General features: G+C 43.9%; 15 protein-coding genes. 4 read left to right on the top strand and 11 right to left on the bottom strand.

The window, feature by feature from the left end; genetic code table 11:
• Window positions 1-113: 113 nt before the first annotated feature.
• The 4 genes from MKY86_RS09310 to MKY86_RS09295 form a co-directional block, all read right to left on the bottom strand.
• Window positions 114-383 carry a hypothetical protein gene (locus tag MKY86_RS09310; protein WP_076078266.1) on the bottom strand — a complete coding sequence of 90 codons (270 nt, stop codon included), beginning with the start codon at window positions 381-383 and terminating at the stop codon, window positions 114-116.
• A 16-nt stretch (window positions 384-399) separates the two neighbouring features.
• Window positions 400-5,958, bottom strand: coding sequence for an RHS repeat-associated core domain-containing protein (locus tag MKY86_RS09305; protein WP_076078264.1), 5,559 nt, complete (start codon window positions 5,956-5,958; stop codon window positions 400-402).
• Window positions 5,959-5,987: 29 nt separating this feature from the next.
• A complete protein-coding gene (locus MKY86_RS09300; RefSeq protein ID WP_076078263.1) occupies window positions 5,988-9,860 on the bottom strand; it encodes a hypothetical protein in 3,873 nt (1,290 codons plus the stop codon).
• A gap of 564 nt (window positions 9,861-10,424) precedes the next feature.
• Window positions 10,425-11,012, bottom strand: coding sequence for a TetR/AcrR family transcriptional regulator (locus tag MKY86_RS09295; protein ID WP_076078261.1), 588 nt, complete (start codon window positions 11,010-11,012; stop codon window positions 10,425-10,427).
• Between the two features lie 154 nt (window positions 11,013-11,166).
• Here MKY86_RS09295 and MKY86_RS09290 point away from each other — a divergent pair, with 154 nt between their 5' ends.
• The gene (locus MKY86_RS09290) at window positions 11,167-11,856 is read left to right on the top strand and encodes an SDR family NAD(P)-dependent oxidoreductase (protein ID WP_076078260.1); all 690 of its coding nucleotides are present in this window, start codon (window positions 11,167-11,169) and stop codon (window positions 11,854-11,856) included.
• Between the two features lie 93 nt (window positions 11,857-11,949).
• Here MKY86_RS09290 and MKY86_RS09285 read toward each other — a convergent pair whose 3' ends face one another.
• Both MKY86_RS09285 and MKY86_RS09280 read right to left on the bottom strand, forming a co-directional pair.
• Window positions 11,950-12,603 (bottom strand): deoxynucleoside kinase, encoded by a 654-nt coding sequence (locus tag MKY86_RS09285; RefSeq protein ID WP_076078258.1) that lies wholly within the window; start codon window positions 12,601-12,603, stop codon window positions 11,950-11,952.
• Window positions 12,600-13,223, bottom strand: coding sequence for a deoxynucleoside kinase (locus MKY86_RS09280; protein WP_076078256.1), 624 nt, complete (start codon window positions 13,221-13,223; stop codon window positions 12,600-12,602). Before MKY86_RS09280 ends, MKY86_RS09285 begins: the two co-directional genes overlap by 4 nt.
• Before the next feature lie 191 nt (window positions 13,224-13,414).
• Between MKY86_RS09280 and MKY86_RS09275 the strand changes: the two genes are divergently transcribed.
• Window positions 13,415-14,947 (top strand): stalk domain-containing protein, encoded by a 1,533-nt coding sequence (locus MKY86_RS09275; RefSeq protein ID WP_076078255.1) that lies wholly within the window; start codon window positions 13,415-13,417, stop codon window positions 14,945-14,947.
• 318 nt (window positions 14,948-15,265) lie between these two features.
• On the opposite strand, the gene nspC is transcribed toward MKY86_RS09275, so the two are convergent.
• From nspC to MKY86_RS09260, 3 genes are all read right to left on the bottom strand, one after another.
• Window positions 15,266-16,402, bottom strand: a complete 1,137-nt coding sequence (gene nspC, locus MKY86_RS09270) for a carboxynorspermidine decarboxylase (protein ID WP_340827785.1) — start codon at window positions 16,400-16,402, stop codon at window positions 15,266-15,268.
• Between the two features lie 26 nt (window positions 16,403-16,428).
• Window positions 16,429-17,628 carry a saccharopine dehydrogenase family protein gene (locus MKY86_RS09265; protein ID WP_076078253.1) on the bottom strand — a complete coding sequence of 400 codons (1,200 nt, stop codon included), beginning with the start codon at window positions 17,626-17,628 and terminating at the stop codon, window positions 16,429-16,431.
• A 520-nt stretch (window positions 17,629-18,148) separates the two neighbouring features.
• On the bottom strand, window positions 18,149-18,961 hold the full coding sequence (locus MKY86_RS09260; protein ID WP_076078252.1) for a helix-turn-helix transcriptional regulator: 813 nt from the start codon (window positions 18,959-18,961) through the stop codon (window positions 18,149-18,151).
• Between the two features lie 187 nt (window positions 18,962-19,148).
• Between MKY86_RS09260 and MKY86_RS09255 the strand changes: the two genes are divergently transcribed.
• A complete protein-coding gene (locus MKY86_RS09255) occupies window positions 19,149-21,020 on the top strand; it encodes an acyltransferase (RefSeq protein WP_340826741.1) in 1,872 nt (623 codons plus the stop codon).
• A 580-nt stretch (window positions 21,021-21,600) separates the two neighbouring features.
• On the opposite strand, the gene MKY86_RS09250 is transcribed toward MKY86_RS09255, so the two are convergent.
• Window positions 21,601-21,807: a hypothetical protein gene (locus MKY86_RS09250; RefSeq protein ID WP_076078250.1), complete on the bottom strand. Its 207-nt coding sequence runs from the start codon at window positions 21,805-21,807 to the stop codon at window positions 21,601-21,603.
• A gap of 19 nt (window positions 21,808-21,826) precedes the next feature.
• Complete coding sequence (locus MKY86_RS09245; RefSeq protein ID WP_340826738.1) at window positions 21,827-22,600, bottom strand: ATP-dependent Clp protease proteolytic subunit; 774 nt, start codon at window positions 22,598-22,600, stop codon at window positions 21,827-21,829.
• Here MKY86_RS09245 and MKY86_RS09240 point away from each other — a divergent pair.
• Window positions 22,583-23,353 (top strand): RNA polymerase sigma factor, encoded by a 771-nt coding sequence (locus tag MKY86_RS09240; protein WP_076078241.1) that lies wholly within the window; start codon window positions 22,583-22,585, stop codon window positions 23,351-23,353. The genes MKY86_RS09245 and MKY86_RS09240 overlap by 18 nt on opposite strands.
• Window positions 23,354-23,379 lie beyond the last annotated feature (26 nt).

Raw genomic sequence — 23,379 nt, 5'->3', positions numbered from 1 at the left:
CTTTTCTTAAATAAAAAAGCCAGTCCCATTGAATTATCGCGACTGGCTTTTACCCTTGAAATTAGTTTCGAACCTAATTTTACTTAGTCCTAAACCTTACATGTCGTAATTAGTTAAATCTTCTTTGGGGTAAGGTCTTCTGGTTTTAAATCCCACCAATTCCACTCTTCATAATAAATCGTTTTGGCCCAATAATCTGGACCCTCATGAAATACAATATCATTTTCAGAAGTGAAATCTCTTCCTTCCCAGTACAAATTAATTCTTTGAAATGCTTCATCTTCAGATATCTTTGCAATATTCATCATGTTTAACACAATGTCAAGACAATAGATCTCCGTTGTAATGCACGTTGGAAACTTCAATTGATTTTTCACCATCATAATTTTTTGTTTCCCCCTATTTACCATAGTATCTTGAACCTATATAACCTTGTACTATTCTAGATGCTAACTGCTGGTTATGAATACTAATTTGATTTCCCCAAAATTTGTAATTTTCAGGAGGAGTATTAATCACAATAGGCTCCCCCCTATCATTAGTACCTATCCTTGTTTTAGGATTTCCCAACATTGGTCCTGTTACATAATCATAGCTATGTGTACCGAGTTGGTTTCTGTTCATATATACAAAATCAGTTAATCCTGTTACTCCCGGAGAAAATGCTGTACTAAATTTTTTTCCATTATAATCTTTAAACAGATCTTCATCAACAACAAAAGCCATTACAACCCCTTGAGATCTTTGGGCCCAATTCTCCGCTTGTTTGGGATCATTTGTCAAATAAAATCCCTGTCCAAAATCGGTGTTTTCTCTCCCAGCCTTAACGTTTACCGCTTTAAGTATAGAATCCACATTCCCAGCTCTAGTTGCATGATAAAGAATTACTTGATCATCTTTTTTCTTTTTGTTTTTAATAGCTTTATTTATTTCAATTCTCGCTGCATTTATAGCAAATCCCGTGGTCAAACCATCCACAAGTTTTTTTATAACCGTACCAGTAACTATAGGGGGCAGCAATACTCCTCCACCCGATCCGCCAGAAGGACCTACAGCATCTTTTCTATGTCCTGACGGATCATTATAAATCAACGGATTGTTATCCACATAAATATAAAGATTCTGACTAAGCGGATTATTTATTTGCCCTTCATCTGTATCCTCATTTATAAAGCGCCCTATAGATGGATCATAGTACCTTGCGCGAAGATAATAAAGCCCAGTTTCCTCATCATAAATTTCCCCAGCATATTTAAATGAATTGGGGATTCTCTCTTGCTGACTTGTGATATTGCCCCATACGTCATAGGAATAAGAGTTAACCACTTCACCATTGGTGTCGATAATCTGTACCACATCGCCATGGCCATTGTATAAATAATAGTAGTCTTTTGTTGATGAGCTAGTAACATCTTTCTTTATTAGCAATCGATCTCCTCTGACGTAAATCGCCTTTTCCCCATTGCTCTTAGTCTCAGAGATCACTTCTGAATTCCCATTGTAATTATATTGTGTTTTTAGAGTACCACTTGTCTTCTGATATCTTAATCCATTAGGCAGATAGTTTATTAACGTTGAACTATCATTTTTTGTAACTCCTGTTAGCGTATTTTGCAGATCATAAGTATAGCTAATATTTGCAGTTTTCAACAGATCTGGTAAATAACTAGAACCAGGCTTTCGATTCCCCCTCAGATCATATTCATAGCTTACCGCTTTTCCTCCATCGGATGGTATAATACTTTTTATTCGATTTAGCTTATCATATTCATATCTTGTAGTCTTACTTTCTCCGTTTGCTAATACTTCACTCACAGTGGTTATATTTCCATTGTTGTCGTAAAGATAGGTGTACGAAGAAATAACACTCGAACCTTTATAATTCGTTAAGGTCCGCAACTGATTCAAGCTATTATAATCATATTCTGATTTTATTATGTTCCCATCTGCTAAGGTTGGATAAATAATGCTTTTAACTTTACCTGTAGGAAAGTATTCGTAGCTGACGTTTGCTGTTGAAGTATCATTTATATTAGCCAATCCATCGGTTTGTACTTTTTTCAGACGTTGCTTAGTATACTGATAGTTAACATAAAAACTGCTCAATCCATTTTGGTTGCCTGCCATTCTTGTAGTACGATTAATTGGATCAAAAATATAAGAAGTCACTGTAGAGTAGTTTGCCGTTGGTGCTTTAGAAGAGAGTGCTGTAACTCGCTTGGATGTATCTATGGTTGCCGTCTGTGAAGCTGTATTTATCCCATCTTGGTAGAGTTCAAGTGTATCATTTAGAATTCCATCGCTTCCAAAAATGACTTTATTTTGTTGAGTCTTTCCGTCAGCTCCAGACAACAAACTATTGACTACCTGATTCCTTTCATCATACTGATAATTGAAAACCGTACCATTGCGATCAATCTTTTGGGACAGTAATCCCGATTGATTAAAGGTTTGGTTCTCTTTAAAAGATTCAGAATCGCTCTTGTTATAAAGTAAGCCCATTTCATTATAATCTTTATTATTTAATGTAACCTCTGTTCCGTTTATACTATCTTTAATGGTAGTATTCGTAATTTGACCACTACGATTATATTGATAACTGGTAATTTGATTGAGTGAATCTTTTACAGATTTTAACCGATTCAACTTATCGTAAGAATAACTAGTTGTCACACCTTCGTTATTCTGATTGTTGTTAGGATCTGTATAAGTCATGATATTACCTGCAAAATCGTAACTATACAATTCGGAAATTTTTGAAGACTCACTTTGCACGGGCCATTCTTTAAACGTAACGTTAAAGAGTAAATGACCCCATTGATCATAATTTTTTTCTATATAGCTACTCTTAAATTGTGCATCATTAGTCTGGCGATATGCTGCAACTTTAGATGCTTCTACCATATAGTTTGTTTCTTTACGAAGCTTAAGGTTATGCTCATTGATATAAAGGTTCCCGTCAGTATCTAATACCTCATTCTGCTGTCCCCAAGCACCATACTTTACAGAAGTATCAATCCCAACTGGATCTTTTACATAAATGGCTCTGGACATATCATCAATATGATATTGGGTAATTGCTCCTGTATCTTTAACTTCTTTCAATCTTAGTAGACCAAATCCATCATAATACTCATTTTCGTTGGATAAATACGTAGTATTCCAATTATATTGAAGAGTATATTTACGTTTGGAATTCACCCGAAGCATTGAAACTGATTGATTCTCAGGATCAAATAATGAAGAACTAAAAATACCAGTTGTATATTCAAATTGATCTTCGATTTCATACTTTATACCCTTTTGATTAGTTACGGTTGGATAAACAATGCTTTTAACCCTTCCAATAAGGTCATAGGTATATTTCGTTGTCTTACCGTCTATAGTTTCTTCTTTTAAGAGTCCCGTCCCCATATCATATTTCATACTTTTTTCAATAGTAACAGGTGTCTTCTGACCACTAACAGAAATATTAGTGAAATTTTGAATTATGCTAGTTGGATATGCATAACTGCTGTCTGAACTGTAAACAGTAGTTGTCCTAGTTTTAAGTCCATTGCCTGTAAGGGTTTCTTCAGTAGCACTAATAATTTTTGCTGTATCACCTGGCATGCCTTCATAAGAATAAGTAGTTATTTCATTATTAGGGTTAGTATAGCTCTTAATTCGGCCATTCTCATAGTATTCGTAACTTTCAGTAAGCCCGGTGGAATCGTTCTGATACCAAGATTTCGAATTAATTAAATGATAATTAGGTTCATAAGTAAATGTTGTAGTATACTTGTTCTTTGTATTAGAATTATTGATTTGACTCTGTGTTAAAGGTTGAGTCTGACTCTCCACTGCCCCCCAATCTGTATAGGTGATATCAGAATATAAAGTATTTGCTGTATTCTCGTCGTCACCGACTGCGAAGTCAGCGCTTGAAGATCTTATCGGCAAATATTTATAAACCGGATGAAATGCTGAGTTACGCAACTCTTTTCTTTCGCCATTTTGTGCTTGTGAGATCGTCGCTACATCCTGCATCAATCCATTATATTGTGTTGTCGTTGATAATCCATTGGTTGCTGATTGACTTTGAATTGTAGAAGTAGATGAAAATTTATAAAATTCCGGCAAAAAATTAGGATCAGAATACGTAGGGTATCCGGTATAATCTCCACTGTACGTATAGTTGACCTGATTATAGGTATTTTTCACAACATCATTTCTTGCTTTTATCCGAAACTCTTCTCCAAAACCGTAAGCACCAAGATTTCTTGTAACCAATTCATATTGGTACTTTGTGATTGAAATAGGATAATTTATTCCTACTAGTCTAGCGTAAGAATTATAACCCGAGTAACTACTTACATTCTTTTGATCATACTGAAATTTCGCGAAAGTCGTAGTATCATAATCAAATGTAGTTACTTGGCCAATTTGATCTTTTATCCTCCATAATGCAGGTGAATAACCATCAGGATTACCATTAAATGTATTACTACTTCGAGACTTCGTTAAGGTTATCTTTTGAGCTTCCGTTCCGTCAGTATTGATTGTACTTAGAACAATGTTTTCTCCATAAAAAGGTTCTATTGCATTTAGATTACTTTCGTAATCAAATTTCACTTTTCTTCCCAAGGTATCCGTAATAACAGAAATAACTTTATTAGTTTGTCCATCATAAGTCATTCGATCTATGTGTTCAAACTTGATCGCATTCCCAAATCGATCGACAATTCCTAATAAGCGCCCGTCACTTGCAAAGTATTCACGTTTTTTATCGCTATACTGCAAATAATAAGATGAACTCACTAAACCATTACTATAGCTTCCGTTATCTTGTAAAAACTGTATATCCTTTCCCTGATAACCTACCAAGTGTGTGTAGCTACTTAAACTATCTCCCCCATTAAAATCAACCCGGTATACCGCCCCTTGTCCATTATGATAATAAATGTAACCCCCTTCTAACTGGACTGAAGGAAATTGAAAAGACCAGCCCATACCTAAATCATATCGTGAGATAAGATAATTATATTTTTTGATTTGTCCATTAGATTCATAATCTCGCATATAGCTAAAGGATTGGTTTGAATTGTACATTATCCCTATATTAAGATCCAGACCGTCTCTTCCAGGCAAGCTGATTTCATTTTCTTTCCAGGTTAATGCTCCAGACGTAGGATCAATTAGTTCGCTAGAAGCGCTTCTATCAGAGTATTGTTGCTTGTTTGTCTGATTAATTTGCTGCTGCGTTGCTAATCCATAAAATACATTGTTGACATTGGAAGCAAAACTACTTATATCATTTGTACTTAATACCATATTGAGTTTTCCTTCAAGCGATTGCACATTGTAAACATCATAGCTAACAGTTGATGGTTGTATTAAAGATAAATCTTTGTTAAATTCACTTTGATAAACCGTCTCTTTTACAGTCTCCGGTAAATCAAAATCATTATTAAAGATTCCATATTTAATTTCTTCCCACTTTTCAAATTCATTCTTCTTTATTTCTAGTAGGTTTAATGGAGTGATTTGAGATTCTTTTACTATTAAATTAATCCAATATACATCTTCAATACTCGCACCAGCAGAAGCTAATTCTTCAATTTCATTTTTGCTTAAGTCAGTTACTCTTCTACTAACAGATTTATTGCTTCGTTTTTGATTTTTATGGTTGGCTCTTTTTAAAGATAATAACTCGATTTGTTTCAGTTCAACTGGTATATCAATTTTACTTGTAGTATATACTGCTGAAACAACATTGTCGGGAGGAGATAGAGGTAACGTATCTTCAACGGTTTTGTATAAATCTTTCTCCCCCTTAGGCTGGTCTATTCCTAGAATATTTTCACTATTTTCGTATTGAGGATTAATTGTTTCGGCATTCATTTCATAATTCGGCATTAATATCGTAATACATAAAAAAGCGGTTAATAATCTACGTAGAAATAGATTGTTTCTCAATATAAACCCTCCGATATCATTGATTAAAGTTATGGTTGAAGCTGCGAAGAAATTAAATTTCCATTTTTATCATATACAAATTTGTAGATAACCCCTAAAGGATATTCAATGGATTCAAGTCTTCCATTAATTGGATTATAATTATACTTATAAACCATACTGCTATCCGATATAATATTTGAGACTGTATAAGAAGTGACATTTGAGATATTACCAGCCTGATCTTTGGAACGTGCATATACTGTAGTATTTTCTGTCACTTCTATATAGGAGCCCACCATCTTCAACCACTTATCCCCGGTTCCTAGTTTGTATTCTGTGAACATGGCATCTGGAGGAAATATAATTTTAACAATTACAGGTTTATTAGTTGGATAAATATTATCTGCTTTAAAGATAGCGTCAGTTGGAGCCGTCTTATCTATATTTGTAACAACAAAAAACTTTGATTTTGATACATTTCCAGCCAAATCTATTGCACGAAACTCATAGTTCCCATTTTCTGAAATTAAGCTTGGACCAGAAAAAGCCTTAAATGGATCACCTTGTATCTTTATATTCCGATATTCAGTAACTACCTCTTCATCATAGGCAAGGGTTATGATAACATTATCTTTTGTAGGTGTAGGGTATTCAGTTGATACATCAAACCTTGTTAATTTAGGTTTTACTCTATCAATGTTTGTAATATTATAGGATCCAATCGAAGAATTCCCAGCTAAATCTGTAGACTTGACTTCAAAAAAACAATTTTCCTCCAGATAAATATGATCACCAAATGAATCCCATTGCCCTGAATTTATTCTGTAGGATTTATACAATCTAGTTTCTCCTCCAAAATCTGCTGTGACTGTAAGTCCTTTTGCTGGTTTAGTTGTACTCAGACTTATCACTGGCACGGGAGGTGGAATTATATCAATATTATTGACTTCATATCTGCCAATAGGCGATTCATTACCTGCTGGATCAATTGATTTTGCTTCAATAAAACCGTTGGAAGTGAATTTTATTTTTGTTCCTCTTGTATAACTTGACCACTCTTCTTGGTCTTTGCGGTAATAGTATTTATCCTCAACATTAGCTTGGATAGTCACGTTCACCTCAGATTCTGTTGGTGTTTTAATATCAGCAGTGAATTGTGGTTTCGGTGGAGGAGTTTTGTAAATCCAATTCACACTGTAACTTGCAGTTGGTGACTGGTTTTTTGCCTCATCTATAATATACGCAGCAATACTGCCGTTAACTGAAAAAGTAAATTTGCTACCCATTGGATAAACTATATATTGCCCGTGATCTTTCTGTACATAAAGTTTATCAGTAGGTTCAAAACTTGAAGCAGTTACTGTTACTATCACATCTTTATTAGTCGGAGTTGTAATATCAGCGGTGATTGTAGGCTTAACTGGGCGTACCTTGTCAATATTAGTAACACTATAACTTCCAATATCGGACATTTTATTATACTTATTTGCTCCACGCGCTTCCAATTTTCCATTTTGGGTGAAAATAACCGGATTCTGATATTCAGTCCATGCACCACCATTAACACGATACTCCTTTAACACTGTATCCTTAGAGAAAAAGATCGTTACTGTAACATCACCTTTTTGTATATAGGTCGTGTCTGCCTCAAAGGTAGGTCTTGACGGAATAGTTTTATCAATATTATCAATTCTATAAAAGACCTCTCCTGAAGCATTGCCCACTGTATCCCAGCTATAAGCATAGATTACATCGTTATCTTTTATAGTTATCGGACCGGTGTAATCTAACTGTTTACCTCCAACACGATATTGTTTTTTCACAGCATCCTCAGCGTACTTTATGGTTACAGTGACATCAGTATTGGTTGGAGCAGTTTTATCAACTGTTATTACTGGTTTTCCTGGAGGAATTTTATCTATGTTTGCAATTTTAACTGAAGAAATGTTTGATTTAATCCCTAAGATACTTTCACTACGAGCGTAAAGAGTAGTATCTTCACCTATCGGAAAAGTCGATACATAGGAATACCAGTAGTCGATATCTCCTAGCTTAAATTCTTTTTTATATGAATTTTCCGGGTAGGTTATAGTTACTTTCACATCTTGATTAGTAGGTTCTGTTGTACTTAAACTAAATATTGCATCTGTAGGAAGAATAATATTGTTTATTTTATAAGAACTTATATCCGACATATTACCTAAATCATCTATTGATCTAGCTTCAAATAAAAAATTACCATATACAGATATTTCATCGTCATTAAAATATCTAATCCATTCCCCACCATCAATACGATACTCACGTTTGTATTCATAATTGTCATTAAGGGAAATCGTTACTTTATCATTGGTCGCTGTTTGAATATTTGGAGTTATTATTGGCTTAGGAATTTTGGGCTTATGAATGTTTGTAATTTCATAATTAAAATCTTCAGATTGAATTCCAGATGAATTGGTATAGTGGGTATACACTACATCATTAGATTTGATTTCGAATGGTAGCATATAATTAGTCCAAAATCCATTCAGACCAATTTTGTACTGAGGATTAAATGAACCAACAGGATAATTAATGCTCACAACCACATCCTTATTGGTTGTATTGTACGTACTTAGCAGGAAAGTTGGAATTTTGCTTGCAATTCCCAAATCAAAGATATGAATAAATCCTTCTTTAGTAGAACTCCCTAGATATGACTTATCTAAACCAGATGAAGTATCTCCTCCAGCTACATACGTATTTCCGTCTTTAAGAATTGCTCCTGTATAGAAATATTCTTGTCCTTCTCCTCCTTCAGTTCCAAGTCTCACTAAATTCCCCTTATCATCAATTTCAGTAATTATTCCATCATTTCTTCCATAATTTAAATTTTGAAAAACTCCATTCATAGAATTACTATTTCCAACCACAATATAGTTTCCTGTTGTAATTTGTGTAACTGAATTGAAACTATCAATCCCTTCACCATTCAACAATTTTATCCATTGCCTAGTGCCATTAGCATCATATTTAATTAAGAGAGCTGCTCCTGAAGCATCTGTTGTATATCCTGACAAATCTCCGTCACTTGAGGTTGCTTTACCCGCTGCTATAAAACCTCCATCGGTAGTTCTTGAAACCCCAATTAAAGTTTCTTTTGCAGAACCGCCAAATCTGTTCTTTTTGAGTACATTTCCATCTTCGTCATAGACAATAGCAATAGCTGTTCCACTGTTCGATTGATCACTAGACATATCTCCATCATTAGATAAAGACTCCCCAACAGCAACCAAACTTCCATCTGTCAGTAATTGAATAGCATTAAAATTATCATCTTTTGTACCACCAAATGTTTTGATCCATTCAGTACTTCCGTACATATTGTACTTTACTATTACTGCGTCATAACTACCTTTGTTTAGATTGAGAAGTTCAGAATCTGTCGAATTAGATTTTCCTACAATATAAATATCACGATCGTTTTTTACTACTACACCCGTAAAAGTATCAAGAGCCCTTCCACCAAAATTTTTAATCCAAACTTGTGATCCATTCGAGTCAATTTTACTTACTAAACCTTCTGAAGAATTGTCTCCTACTACAATATAGCCCGAGTCTATTTGATAAACACCTGTAATAGTCCTGAATTTTCCAAATTCTTTTTGCCATATGATATTTTTATTGGAGTCATATTTAACCAATATTCTAGTCGAATTCTGACCTGCAGCGATAAATCCACCATCTGAGGTTGAAATTATAGTCTTGAAAGTACTTGCCCCAGGTAACCTCAACTGTGTTGAAGTAAAATCACTATTTGCCGCAACTGCCACTTTTGGAACGACTACAATTAATACAGCCAGTAATACAGAAAGTAATAACTTATGCATTATTCTTTGTACGCTTTGCCTTCCCGATACCTTCTTCTCTTGTAATCTCATTCTTCTTTATCCCCTTATCATTATTTCTTACTCTTCTTTAAAATCCTATTACTCCTTTCTTCAATCGTTTCCTTATTTGCCCAAATTAACTTATCACGCTATTCTAAACAAACTCTAAACAAATTATCCGATTTTATCTTATTTGTAAGTATTTATGTACTATTTCAAATGACTTCACTAAATCTCCTAAAACAGGCGTAAAACAAGAGAAATATCCATCGGTAGCATTTATTTTTCTAGCTTTTTCCTGTGAACTATGCTCATCTAAGCCATTTCTCTATTTCTGCAGCAAACACAAAAAACTGCCCATATCTCAGATGCAGTGAAATCGTTTTGATAAATCACAGATTCCAAATTATAACAAAAGCGCCCCAAGAGCCTAAGGCTCCCAAGACGCTTTTACTTCATTAATCTTCAAAATGATTCATACGTGCTTACTTCGCACAAACAGTAATACTATCCAGGTTTGGGCCCTCTGTGCCCGTAGTGATCACTTTTAACGTATTGACTCCCTTGTCCCTTGACACCTCAATGGTGATCTCGCCCCAGGTTCCCCAGTTTTTGCTACCTAGTATTCTTCAGCAAGTCAACCATGTTATGATAATGAATTTCACTCAGATGGTCGATAAAGTCATCCATCTTATAATTCTCACGTTCAACAATCCATAGACAAATCACACCTACCAATCCCGATATCATGTACTCGAGACCAATTTTCAGCTTTTCATCGTGGTGATAATCACCGATTCCGGCGAAGATAAACGTTTTAAAAGCGTCTTTTAAGTAGATGGGGAAGTTTGGGTGAATGTTTTGAGTGAGCATGGTTTTAAAGAATATCATGTTTGCATCGATATTGTCGAAAATCGTTTTTATCATCGTACCGAACATATCCTTGTTCATCTCATGGATCGAGCTCACCTCCAGGCTCAAGCAAGCATTCAAATTCTGTACGCTCTCCTGAAATAACTTGTCCATGAACTCAGGTTTATCTACATAGTGTAAATAAAATGTGTTTCGGTTTATCATCGCTTCGTCGGCAATGTCTTGTACAGTAATTCGTTCGTAGCCTTTGGTTTGCACTAGTCTCAAGAAGGCTTCCTTAATCGCTTTTCGCGTTTTAAGAATACGCAGATCCACCTTATCCTTACCCAATAATAAGCCACTCCTTCATAAATAATAGTCAAATTTATATAAAATGATGTTTAAATGTCATTCTGCATTATATCAACCATTGAGCATTGTAATTGTATATTTTACTATTATAGTTGTCAATTACACTCACGTATTCATAAAAGGAGAATCAGATATGAAAACACTAGCGATCATTGGTGCAGGTAAGGGATTAGGAATGTCTATTGCGAAAAGCTTTGGAAAAAATAACTTCCAAGTAGCTTTAGTCGCAAGAAACGCCGCAAAGCTGCAAGAAATGGTGAATGACTTGAAAGCGGAGGGTATTAAGGCCTCTTATTTCATAGCGGATATTTTCAGTAAAGAACAAATTGAACAGGCGATCAGTAACATTAAAGCACAGTATGGCCAGATTGATGTGCTGGAATTCAGTCCTACAGCAGGCAACTATCCTCCCACCTCTGTATTGGAGTTAACCGTAGAGAATGTAAGGGACGCATTTGAGGCCAATGTGGTCAGTGCCATCCAAGTTGTCAATGCCGTTCTCCCTGATATGCTCGCTAAGAATGAGGGTTCCATACTATTTACCACAGGATTATCTGCCATGTACCCCGTCCCAAAGATGGGGAATATCGGTATTGCTCTTTCAGGGCTGCGCAATTATGTAGCTAATCTTCATACTTCATTGGCTGCTCAAGGCATTTTTGTTGGTCACCGTTCTTTAGGCTTGTTGATTAAGGAGTCGGGTACTGGCGCAATCAATGATCCGGATGTGATTGGCGACATGTGGTATCAAGCCTATATGGACAAAACCGTATGGGAGGAAGAATATCCCAATGGAGTAGCCCCCGAAACCATTGTATTTTAACATTCCGTGATGGATGTGGCCTCATTGCAGGAAGGTGGATCAAAAAAGCAGCTCCAGGATAACCCCCTGGTGCTGCTTTTTTGATCTAACTATTTATTTCCCCACCGCAGTCCGGTTAATTACCGCGCTGACCCGGGTCAGAATCTCCGACATGGAAGCCGGGTCCTTCACATCATACTCATCAATATTCAGCCGCAGCACCGGGCAGGCGCTGAATTCGTTGATCCACTGGGAATACCGGCCGTGCATATGCTCCCAGTAGTAGACGTCGGTCTGGATCTCCATCTCACGCCCGCGCTCATTGATCCGGGTCAGGATCGAAGGCAGGCTGCCTTCAATATAGATCAGCACATCGGGATGCGGGAAGTATGGCGTCATCACCATGGCCTCATAGAGGCTGGTGTAAGTGGCATAATCGGTCGGGGACATGGTGCCTTGGTCGGCGTGCATTTTGGCGAAAATCCCGGTGTCTTCATAAATCGAACGGTCCTGCACGAAACCGCCGCCCAGCTCGAACATCTTCTTCTGCTCCTTGAAGCGCTCCGCCAGGAAATAGATCTGCAGGTGGAAGCTCCACCGCTCGAAGTCGTGATAGAACTTCTCCAGGTACGGGTTATGATCTACCTGCTCCAGTGAGGTCTGGAAGCCCAGGCGCCCCGCCAGTGCTGCGGTCAGTGTCGATTTGCCGACGCCGACCGTACCGGCTACCGTAATAATGGCGTGATCCGGGATGTTATATGTGTTCATTTCATAAGCTCCTTTACTTGTTCCGCGATGGCGGTGAAATCTTCCGGGTTCTCCACGAAATCCACCTGATTTCCGTCGATCGTGACGATTACGGTGGACGGTTCGCGGAGGGCCAGTGATGCCATCGCATCGTCGTAATCCTCAATTAACTGCTGGAGGTAGGCAGGGGCAATGATCTCTTCGAAGGTACGCGCACGCTTGGCAATCCGGGCCAGCAGCGTATCCAGATCCGCTCGGATATACAGAATAATGTTCGGCTTGGGGAAATCATCGGTCAGAATATGATAGATCTCACGGTATTTGTCCCGTTTCGATCCCTTCAGCGTCCGTTCCCCGAAGATCAGATTCTTATAGATATGATAATCCGAAATGACCGGCTTCCCTTGATCTATGTACTGCACAGTCGTGTCTTCCAGCTGCTTGAACCGGTTGCAGAGAAAGAACATCTCAAGCTGGAAGCTCCAGTCGTCCATATTCTGATAGAACTTGTCCAGAAACGGATTCTCGTCGACAATTTCTTTAATGACCGGAAGCTGCAATTCGGTGGAGAGCATCGTGGCGAGGGTGGTTTTACCGGCTCCAATCGGGCCTTCCACGGCTATAAAAGGTGCATGTTTCATTAACGCTAATTTCCTCCTCAAGTACGGACAATTCCAAAAAACAGACTAAATTATTGTACCACAGGAGCGCCGCCAGCAACGGTTAATTTTCAAAGAAACTTTTCGCACCTATGCAGCGTCTATATTCAAGGTAATATATTCATTTATTTACCTAATTCAGTAATTTCCTAAAGAGAGTAGAGGATATCTTGATGAAAAAAAGAAATTTGCTTGTGAGCATGGTGATGGGTTTGACGGCGTGTCTGACTGTTGGGACTCCCGAGGCTGCAACAGCAGCAGCTAGTGGTGGTGGCTCCGGCATCGCTTCCTACGGACCCGATTATCTGATCAAGGATGACGGTTCCCTGTGGGTCTGGGGTGAGACAAAGTCCGTACCTACGCAGGTACACGGACTAAGTGATGTACAGTCTTCTTTCCCGCTATATTACAGCGCAATGGTAACCACCAAGGATGGCTCGGTCTGGAAGTGGGAGAGCAACGCCCGGACGATGGCCATCGAAGTTACGCCAGTGCCGGAATTGAAGAATATAACCAGTTTCCAAAGAGTATACCCACGTCATTTAGCAGTCACCGGAGAGGGTACGGTATATACTTCAGTTACGTCAACTGACGATAATACGACCCCACCGTTTGCGCCTGTTCCGGGCCTGGATCACGTTGCAGCTATCTCTCAATATTACGAGAGCAATAAGCTTAACGATAAGGTTAGCAGCTGGGATCGTTATCTGTTCCTGAAGACAGACGGGACGGTCTGGACCAGCGTTGACGAACTTGCCACTTTTACACCAGTCCCCAATCTGAAGGATATTGTGCAGCTCGAACAGAATTATGCGCTCAGCAAGGATGGCAGCGTCTGGACCTGGCCGGACCAGGATAGTTATTTACCGGAAACCTATAGTGACCCGGCGCAGATAACTGCAACTCCTTTTTCCGGCTTAAAAGATATTCGGGCGCTGTACAACAACGGGCGCAGCCGGCTCGCGATTGACAAGCAATCCCGTCTATGGTTCTGGGGCTCCACGGTCACCGGATATTCGGATGGAACCACGTATCAGGATGAACCCGTTCCGGTTGTCTTCTCAGGAATCAGCAAGGTGACCGATGCCTACATTGTTGAACAATCTATTGTCGCCCTGACCTCAGACGGCAAAGTCTATGCAGCTTCGATTGCTGCAGAGCTTATGTCGCCGAATGCAAAGTTCACCTTACTTGCTTCCGATATTCAGTCGATAAAAGGCGGCGGAAGACATGTTATTATGCAGAAAAACGACGGCACGCTCTGGGGCTGGGGCGTGAACAAGAATGCTCAACTAGGGTACGGCACTTATGAATTCAGCTATAAGCAGCCTGTCCCGATGCAGAAGCCGATCTCCGTTACCCTGAATAGCGAATCCATCGCCTTCACGAACGGAGTAATTACCCGTAACGGACAGAATTTCATTCCGCTACGTTCGCTGTTCAGCAAGATGGGCGCTACTGTCGGTTATTCCATGGACAAAGTAGTAACGATCACCGGTACCGCTGCCGATAAAACTCCGCTATCCATCATCATCAATACCGTGAACGGAGCCACCACCGTCAATGGCAAAAGTGTCACTCTGGCCACGCCGCCGTTTGTAGTTAATGGCACCGTCTACCTGCCGCTGCGCTTCATCAGCGAACAGCTTGGGGCGAAGGTTGACTGGCTGCCGCAGGAGAGCAGAATTGCGATTAGTATGGAGTAAGGGGATAGAAGGAAACCAGGGTTCGAGATAGCATCCAAATGTTGCACAAAATGCAGGATTTCTGGCTGTCTCAGGAGTAAGGGTAGGGATTGTTGCACTTTTTGCAGGATTTCCCGCCGTTTGCCGGGTCAGACCAGCCTATTGTTGCATTTTATGCAGGATTTCAGGCAGATGATCGGATCGGGAGCAGCATTGTTGCATTTTGTGCAGGATTTGCCCCACTTGCCCTGTTGGCACAAAAACGCCCCCTCAGCCAAAGCTGAAGGGGCACTTCTATTGTGCATCTATTTATTCCAATCTATTTATTGCCGCTATTCCTTAAGACAACCGGCCGCTAAAATCACTATATTCGAACTCGCGGATCACCTTGAGTCCTTCTGCTTCATTATAGGAAGCGATGGCCGGGAGGTTGACGCCGTTGAACATGTGGTTCTTCACCATGGAGTAATGCGCCATGTCGGTGAAGATCAGCTTGTCGCCGTACTTGAGCGGCTCCGGGAAGGAATAATCCCCGATGACATCCCCTGCCAGGCAGGTCATGCCGCCGAGCCGGTAGGTATAGGCGAATTCGCCCGGTTCTCCGGCACCGATAATGCCCGGACGGTAAGGCATCGCCAGCACATCCGGCATATGGCATTCCGCCGAAGTATCGAGAATCGCGATATCCATGCCGTTATGCATGGTGTCGAGTACCGTTGCAATCAGATAACCGGTATTCAAGGCAACGGCCTCGCCCGGCTCCAGATAGATCTCTACATTATAAGTCTCTTTCATGTGCAGAATACACTTGATCAAGGTGTCGAGATCATAGTCAGGACGGGTAATATGATGCCCGCCGCCGAAGTTCAGCCATTTCATACCGTGCAGATATTGGCCGAACTTCTCCTCTACGACCTTAAGCGTACGCTCCAGCGTATCCGAGTTCTGTTCGCACATCGTATGGAAATGCAGGCCGTCAATGCCGTCCAGCTCTTCCGGCCGGAAGTTCGGCAGGGTTACGCCCATGCGGGAGTAATTGTAGCAAGGATCATACAGCGGCACTTCAATCTCGGAATACTCTGGATTGACGCGGATGCCGCAGCTAATCTGCTTCGGTGCGTTCTGTACCCGTTCCTTGAATCGTTTCCATTGATCAAAAGAGTTGAACACCATATGATCGCTGTAGCGAAGCAGCTCATCGAACTCGCGGTCCACATAAGCCGGAGCATAGACATGGACCTCTTTACCCATCTCCTCGAAGCCCAGCCGGGCTTCGAACAGGGAGCTGGAGGTTACGCCATGCAGGTATTTGCCTACCAGCGGGTACATGGCGTGCATGGAGAAGCCTTTTTGCGCAAGAAGAATCTTGGCTCCGCTCTTCTCCTGCACATAATTCAGGGTCTCCAGGTTCTTCGTCAGCAGCCGTTCATCCACCAGATACGCCGGGGACGGCAGATTGCTGATATCAATATCGATGTCCTTGTTCTTCATGGTCATGCGCCTTAATCCAGCAGCGTCGGCGAGAAATCTTCTTGCCAAGGCAGGCCGTGTTTGTTAAGAGCATCCATGAACGGATCTGGATCGAACTCTTCGATATTGTGTACGCCCGGTTTGTTCCAGATGCCTTTGATAATCATCATTGCCCCAATCATCGCAGGAACGCCGGTAGTGTAGGAAATGGCCTGTGAGCCAACCTCTCTATAGCACTCTTCATGATCGCAGACATTGTAGACATAATAGGTCTTAGGCTGGCCGTCTTTGGTTCCTTGAATGATACAGCCGATATTGGTTTTACCTTTGGTTCTTGGTCCCAGGGAAGCCGGGTCAGGCAGAATGGCCTTCAGGAACTGCAAAGGAATAATCTCTTTACCTTCATAATTAATAGGCTCAATAGAAGTCATGCCGACATTCTCAAGCACCTTCAGGTGGGTCAGATAGTTCTGCGAGAAGGTCATCCAGAAGCGGATCTTCTTCACACCAGGAATGTTAACTGCCAAGGATTCTAACTCTTCATGGTACAAAAGGTAAATATCCTTCGGGCCGATCTCCGGGAGATCGTATACTTTCTTCTCTGACAGCGGCGCTGTCTCAATCCACTCGCCGTTCTCGAAGTAACGTCCGTTCGCAGTAATCTCGCGGATATTAATCTCAGGATTGAAGTTGGTTGCGAACGGATAACCATGGTCGCCCGCATTCGCATCCACAATATCAATCGTATGGATCTCGTCAAAATAATGCTTCTGCGCATAAGCCGTGAATACACCGGTTACGCCAGGGTCGAAGCCGCTGCCGAGCAGCGCTGTAATTCCGGCCTTCTCGAATCTTTCCTTGTAAGCCCATTGCCATGAATATTCGAACTTCGCCGTATCCTGCGGTTCATAATTCGCTGTATCCACATAGTGCACTCCGGTATCCAGGCAGGCATCCATGATCGTCAGATCCTGGTAAGGAAGAGCCACATTAATCACGACATCCGGCTGGAAGCTCTTGATCAGTTCAATAACCTCTTCCGTGTTGTCAGCATCCAGCTTGGCCGTAGAAATCTTAGTCAGGCCCCCGTCCAGCTTCTCCTTGAGCGCATCGCACTTCGACACCGTACGGCTGGCAATGCAGATCTCTTCGAATACATCCGGGTTCTGGCAGCATTTATGAACAACAACGCTCGCTACACCGCCAGCGCCAATAATTAACGCTTTTCCCAAATTAATAACCCCCTAATTATGCTTAAGTTATTAGTTATTAGCCTTGCACTCTGGAACAGGCTACATCCTATGAAAAATCAACAACGCTGATTATACAGAAACTTTCTCAATAAATCAATAAAATCCGACAAAAACTGTGATCTTCCGTGTAAAATCTGCAGTTTTCTACATTAATACTCTGTAATTCACTTCATTGCACTGAAATCCTTCATTTCCCTTCGCTTTTAAGCTTAATAAATTGAAAACCAGCTTAGGGTCCCTTCCACATTTCAGTCCATCAGGCCAACCGGATAATTATATCACAACGGCGGTGTTGTTCAACTTATTTATTTCAAATTTAAGCAAGGTCAGCCGGACAAAAGTGCAAATGATACACATGATAATAAATTACCCGTTTTTCGCTGCTGTTAACTGATCATTGTAAAGGCCGCCCAGTGTGGACTACTCTGATCTTGTCCATCCGTTTATTATGCGTAACCCTCTCTATCCCATACCTCTGTCGTGCCTAGCCGTTGCGGGATTAGCGGGACCTCATCGCAGACGGCGGCTGTCCGCTGAGCTGCTTGAAGGCTTTGCTGAAATGAAACTCATCGCTGTATCCGCAGGCGGCAGCAATCTCCTTCAGGGTTAGCCTGGTATACAGCAGCTGCTTCTTCGCATGCTCATAGCGGATTTCACTTAAATACCCTTTGGGACTCTTGTGCAGATATTGCTGAAAAAGACTGCGCACATACGAGGAGGAGATGCCGTAGCGCACCGCCAGCTCATGGATCTGCAAGGGTTCACTGTAGCGCCGTTCAAGTTCCTCCTTCATACGTACGAACAGTTCATAGCCCTGTCCACGGTCTGGATGGCCGCCATCCTTAGCCTGAAATATTTCGTACAAAAGCTGATAGATCAGCGCCTGAGTCTTAAGCTGGCTTCCGGGAACCCAGCCGTCAGCAATCCGGCGGAAGAGTTGACCCAACTGTCTGCCCGGATCCCTCCCGGGCTTCAGGCGGAACGGCAAGGGCAGCGCATGAAGCGGCTCCACCCTGCCCTGATTGTCCGCAGACGGAGACAACGTATACAGCGAGAGCAGGATCATGGTGATCCGCAGCGGCTCCCCGCCTCCGCTGCTCATCTCCAAGGACAGACCCGGCCGCAGATAGAACAGCATGTCCGGCGACACCGGATGCTCCTCTGCGTCTATCCGGAACACTCCCTCCCCCTCCTGAATCCAGTACAGACTGTGTACATGTCTATTCTGACGGATATCCTTCCAGTGCGGGAAGGTAGTCTTATCATGAATCCAATGGATATCCATCACCAGATTCTGTGGAATCTCCTCCATGTATAGCTCCTCCGTTTCTCGGCTTGCCATTTACCTGAGATGGGATCAATCAGGAATGGGATCAACCAGAGATTAATACTGAAGCGTTTTTGACATGCCGATTCTGTTCATTATACCATGCCACTCCCTTGCATTCATTGCTACACTTAGGACATTAACGGCTGGAATGATGAAGGAGAGATACCAGATGACTGAAACCTTGTCCACTCAAGCACAAGCCCTGGATTACATGCCTTGGATTGGCCTGTCCGAACAAGAACGGCTTCAGCAGGACCGCCACCAGCAGCAGCTTGCTGCGGATTATCCCTGCACCTTCGGGGAAGCCTGCTTCGTCTCGCCGCAAGCCATCGTGCTGCCGGATCAGCTGGCGCTCGGCGACCGGAGCTACATTGCAGGAGGTGCGATTATCCGCAGCACACGGCTGGTCACAGGCAGCGACTGCTCTATGAACAGCTATAGCATATTGTCAGGCGATATTACCATGGGGAATGGCGTACGGATCGCTTCCCATGCAAGTCTATACGGCTTCAATCACGGCTATGCTCTGACGGATGTTCCTGTCTTCCGTCAGCCTTTGACAGTCAAGGGCATTGTCATTGGAGATGATGTGTGGATCGGGGCTAATGCTGTGATTCTTGACGGAGTGCGGATCGGGTCGCACAGCATTGTTGCGGCGGGGGCGGTAGTAACCCGCGATGTACCTGAGTACAGCATTGTAGGCGGCAATCCGGCCAAGCTGATCCGCAGCCGGCTGGCCGGGGAGGCAGCTGCAACGGCTGAGGCCACCAAGGACAAGGAGGAATCAGTGATGAAGATGAAGGATGGAATGGGAATTGAGGAGGCTAATTTGGGGGGAGAATCTGGGCAGAGGGAGGAAGGAAGTAAGGGGCTGGGGAAAAACGGTGAGCGGTTGGAGACAGGCGTTGAACTGTTCGGCGAGGGCGTTGAGCCAGCGGGAGATAACGCAGGGCCGGGTGATGGAGTTGCCCCCTCTTTTAGGACACTTTATGGACTGTTGGCAGACTTCAGCAAGCAGGTGCAGGAGCAGCTAACTCCCCTGCTGGAGTTCTACTCCGAAACGTTAGAGGGAGAGAAGCTATTCCGGGACCGGCCGGGATATAAGCGGACAGTCCGGGCTTACTGCGATGCGGTGGAGATTGCGGCGATGTTCGGCAGCCTGCCGCCTGGCTGGACGAAGGAGGAGCTGATCGCCACATTACAGCAGTTCCAGGATAGCCGGACCGGATTATTGCCCGACCCGTGGTCGCCGCCGGGACCGGAGGATCAGCCGGAGCGGTTAGCTGATCATCTCTCGCGTTATCATCTTCTTGCTGTAGGCTACGCACTGGAGGTGTTAGGTTCTGCTCTGCCCTACCCCGTTGCCGTGGCCGAGAATCTGGATACCGTGACACTGTACCAGCAGCTTAATAGTCTGCCATGGGCGGACAATGCCTGGGGCGCTGGCGACTGGATCGATTGCTATGCTACCGGCCTGTATCACAATCTGAAGTCCTTCGGCTCCGGCAAGCGCCCGGATGATCTGTTCGGCTGGCTGGCGACACATTGCCGCCGGGACTCCGGGCTGTGGGGTCTGCCTACTGCGAAGGAGGGGTGGCTGCAGCCGGTGAACGGCTTTTACCGGCTTACCCGCGCTACCTACGCCCAGTTCGGTCTGCCCCTGCCGTACCCGGAGCGCAGCATTGATACCGTGCTGGCTCACAGCCGGGACCGCCGCTTCTTCCGCCTGGACGCGCTCAATGCCTGCAACGTGCTGGATGTCGTCCACCCGCTCTGGCTCTGCCAGAAGCAGAGTGATTACCGGCAGGCGGAGATCCGCGCTTGGGCGGAGAAGCTGCTCGACGAAGTGCTGCCCTTCTGGGTTCCCGGGTGCGGCTTCGCCTTCCAGCTGTCCCGGCAGCAGGAGACCGGCCTGCAAGGCACGGAGATGTGGCTAAGCATTATCTATCTGCTGGCGGACTTGTGCGGGTTAAGCTCAGCCCTGGTCTACTCCCCGAAGGGAGTGCACCGCCTGGAGCCTGCCTTCTCGTTATCCGTATAAGCGTGGCTTGCGCCCACAAGGCGGCCAGAACTTACGCGCACAAGTGGAAACGGCTTTGTCGTCCTTTTAAAAGGCGGTACCGTTTCAGCGAGAAAGATAAGGATACTGTATAGCGCGAAGCATTATCTTTGAACAAAATCACCCTGCGGGTGAATGAGATTACCTGCGCGCCAGCAAATGTATGCTGTTTTTCACATACATTCGGGCCATGCGCCTGCGTGCCGCCACAATGTATGCTGTTTTTCACATACATTCGGCCCATGCGCCTGCGTGCCGCCACAATGTATGCTGTTTTTCGCATACATTCGGCCCATGCGCCTGCGTGCCGCCACAATGTATGCTGTTTTTCGCATACATTCGGCCCATGCGCCTGCGTGCCGCCACAATGCATGCGCCTGCGCGCCACCACAATGTATGCTGTTTTTCACATACATTCGGGCCATGCGCCGTAGCGTTAGCCTATTGTATTCGGTTGTGGAAACTGTAATTTCCCAAACAAGCGCAAACACCCCGTCATCCCCGCTCGTTATGAGCAGAGATGACGGGGTGTTGTACGCTTTTACCTGCAGCTCCCGAACGACTATTGCCCGAAGCCGACGCGCGGACGCTCGCGTTCCTTGGTCTGCACTTCTACCGCCCGGATCGAGGTAATGGGAATGTAGAGGGTCTGATACTCCGTACTGTATTTCACGAACCGATCATCCAGTTCCTCCAGTACGCCTCCCCTAACACTTGTACCATCCAAAAAATGAATATGAACTTCCTGTCCCTTCAGCGCTTCCAGCATGCTCTTCCTCTCCTTCGTCTCACAAATGGGTGATGATGGTGTCAATAATTCCGTATTCCAGTGCCTCCTCAGCCGACATGAAATAATCCCGGTCCATATCCTTCTCCACCTTCTCCGGCGGCTGGCCGGTCCGCTGCGCGGTGATGCCGACAATTTTCTTACGGATCTGAAGAATACGTCTGGCGCTGATGGCAATATCGCTCGCCTGCCCCTGCGCTCCGCCATGCGGCTGATGGATCATAATCTCGCTGTTCGGCAGGGCCGACCGTTTGCCGGTAGCGCCTGACAACAGCAGTAGAGAAGCGAACGAAGCAGCAAAACCGGTGCAGATTGTGTTGACTTGAGGTTTAATTACCTGCATCGTATCATAAATACCGAAGCCTGCGGTAGTCGAACCTCCGGGGCTGTTAATGAACATCTGAATATCCTTCTCCGGCTCATCCGCCGCGAGGAACAGCAACTGCGCGATAATGCTATTGGCCAGCCCGTCATCGATTGCCGCACCTACGAATACAATCCGGTCCTTCAGCAGCCGGGAATAGATGTCGTAGGACCGCTCTCCTCTAGCCGTCTGTTCAATCACATAGGGTATTACACTCATTCTGGTGTGCCTCCTCTGACCTGTCTTAGTGTGGATACCCTGTAAACGGTCAGCCTGCCCGAAAAGATACGGAAGACGCAGTATGTGCGGAAATAGCGGGAGTGCGTATCTTTTACATTGTGCCGTTCGTTTATATAATAGAAGCAACACAATCCATCGAAGGAGAGGGCTACTATGACGACGCTTGAACATCACCGGACACCGGATACGATAGCTATGGAGACAAGACATCTGCAGGAGCTGGGAAAAACGCTGCAGCGCTACTGCCTGTCGCTCACCCGCTCCCGCTTCGACGCCGACGATCTGGCGCAGGAGACCTGGGCCAAAGCGCTCGGCTACCGCAAGTTCACCATCAGCCCCAATCCCGAAGCCCTGCTGCTACGGATTGCCAAGAATACCTGGATTGACGCCTCCCGCCGCCAGGGGTCGCTCATCCGTGCCATGGAAAGGTCTGGAGTGTCATCCGATCCAGCTTCTGCGGCGGCAGCCCTAGAGGAGCTGACCGAGACGGAGCTGACCTTTCAGGCGCTGCTCGCCCATCTCTCGCCGCCGCAGCGGACCGCCTGGGTCCTCCGCGATGTGCTGGGGTATTCAGCCGCCGAGTCCGCCGGACTCTTGGCAACCACGGAAGGCGCGGTAAAAGCGGCGCTTCACCGTGCACGCCAGGCCTTGAGCAAGGTCCGGGAGGAGCTGATCCAGCATGAAGGCCCCGCGCTTCCGCAGGATGCCGATTACCGGGGGTATTTGCGGGCTCTAGCTGAGGCTTATGAGCAAGGGCGGATTCCAGTATTGCTGGAGCTGCTCCGCCAGGAGAACGCCGGGGAGGTAACCGCTGCTGTAAGCACGTTTACGGTTCAGTCCTTGTATTCCATGTATACAGACAACGCGAGATACGCCTATACCCATGGAGCGCCTGCATACGGTGAGCTTCGGATGGCTGCATAATACGGATGAATGGAGCAGTAGCTCTG

Origin of the sequence: Paenibacillus sp. FSL R7-0333 (assembly GCF_038000365.1) — a bacterium.
Lineage (GTDB): Bacteria > Bacillota > Bacilli > Paenibacillales > Paenibacillaceae > Paenibacillus_AQ > Paenibacillus_AQ silagei.
This window is presented reverse-complemented; position numbering and strand designations above follow the sequence as displayed.

Coding starts and splice junctions, on each gene's coding strand:
- MKY86_RS09310 (WP_076078266.1), bottom strand. CDS start 383: ATGATGGTGAAAAATCAATTGAAGTTTCCAACGTGCATTACAACGGAG.
- MKY86_RS09300 (WP_076078263.1), bottom strand. CDS start 9,860: ATGAGATTACAAGAGAAGAAGGTATCGGGAAGGCAAAGCGTACAAAGA.
- MKY86_RS09290 (WP_076078260.1), top strand. CDS start 11,167: ATGAAAACACTAGCGATCATTGGTGCAGGTAAGGGATTAGGAATGTCT.
- MKY86_RS09285 (WP_076078258.1), bottom strand. CDS start 12,603: ATGAACACATATAACATCCCGGATCACGCCATTATTACGGTAGCCGGT.
- MKY86_RS09280 (WP_076078256.1), bottom strand. CDS start 13,223: ATGAAACATGCACCTTTTATAGCCGTGGAAGGCCCGATTGGAGCCGGT.
- MKY86_RS09275 (WP_076078255.1), top strand. CDS start 13,415: ATGAAAAAAAGAAATTTGCTTGTGAGCATGGTGATGGGTTTGACGGCG.
- MKY86_RS09260 (WP_076078252.1), bottom strand. CDS start 18,961: ATGGAGGAGATTCCACAGAATCTGGTGATGGATATCCATTGGATTCAT.
- MKY86_RS09255 (WP_340826741.1), top strand. CDS start 19,149: ATGACTGAAACCTTGTCCACTCAAGCACAAGCCCTGGATTACATGCCT.
- MKY86_RS09250 (WP_076078250.1), bottom strand. CDS start 21,807: ATGCTGGAAGCGCTGAAGGGACAGGAAGTTCATATTCATTTTTTGGAT.
- MKY86_RS09240 (WP_076078241.1), top strand. CDS start 22,583: ATGACGACGCTTGAACATCACCGGACACCGGATACGATAGCTATGGAG.
- MKY86_RS09245 (WP_340826738.1), bottom strand. CDS start 22,600: ATGTTCAAGCGTCGTCATAGTAGCCCTCTCCTTCGATGGATTGTGTTG.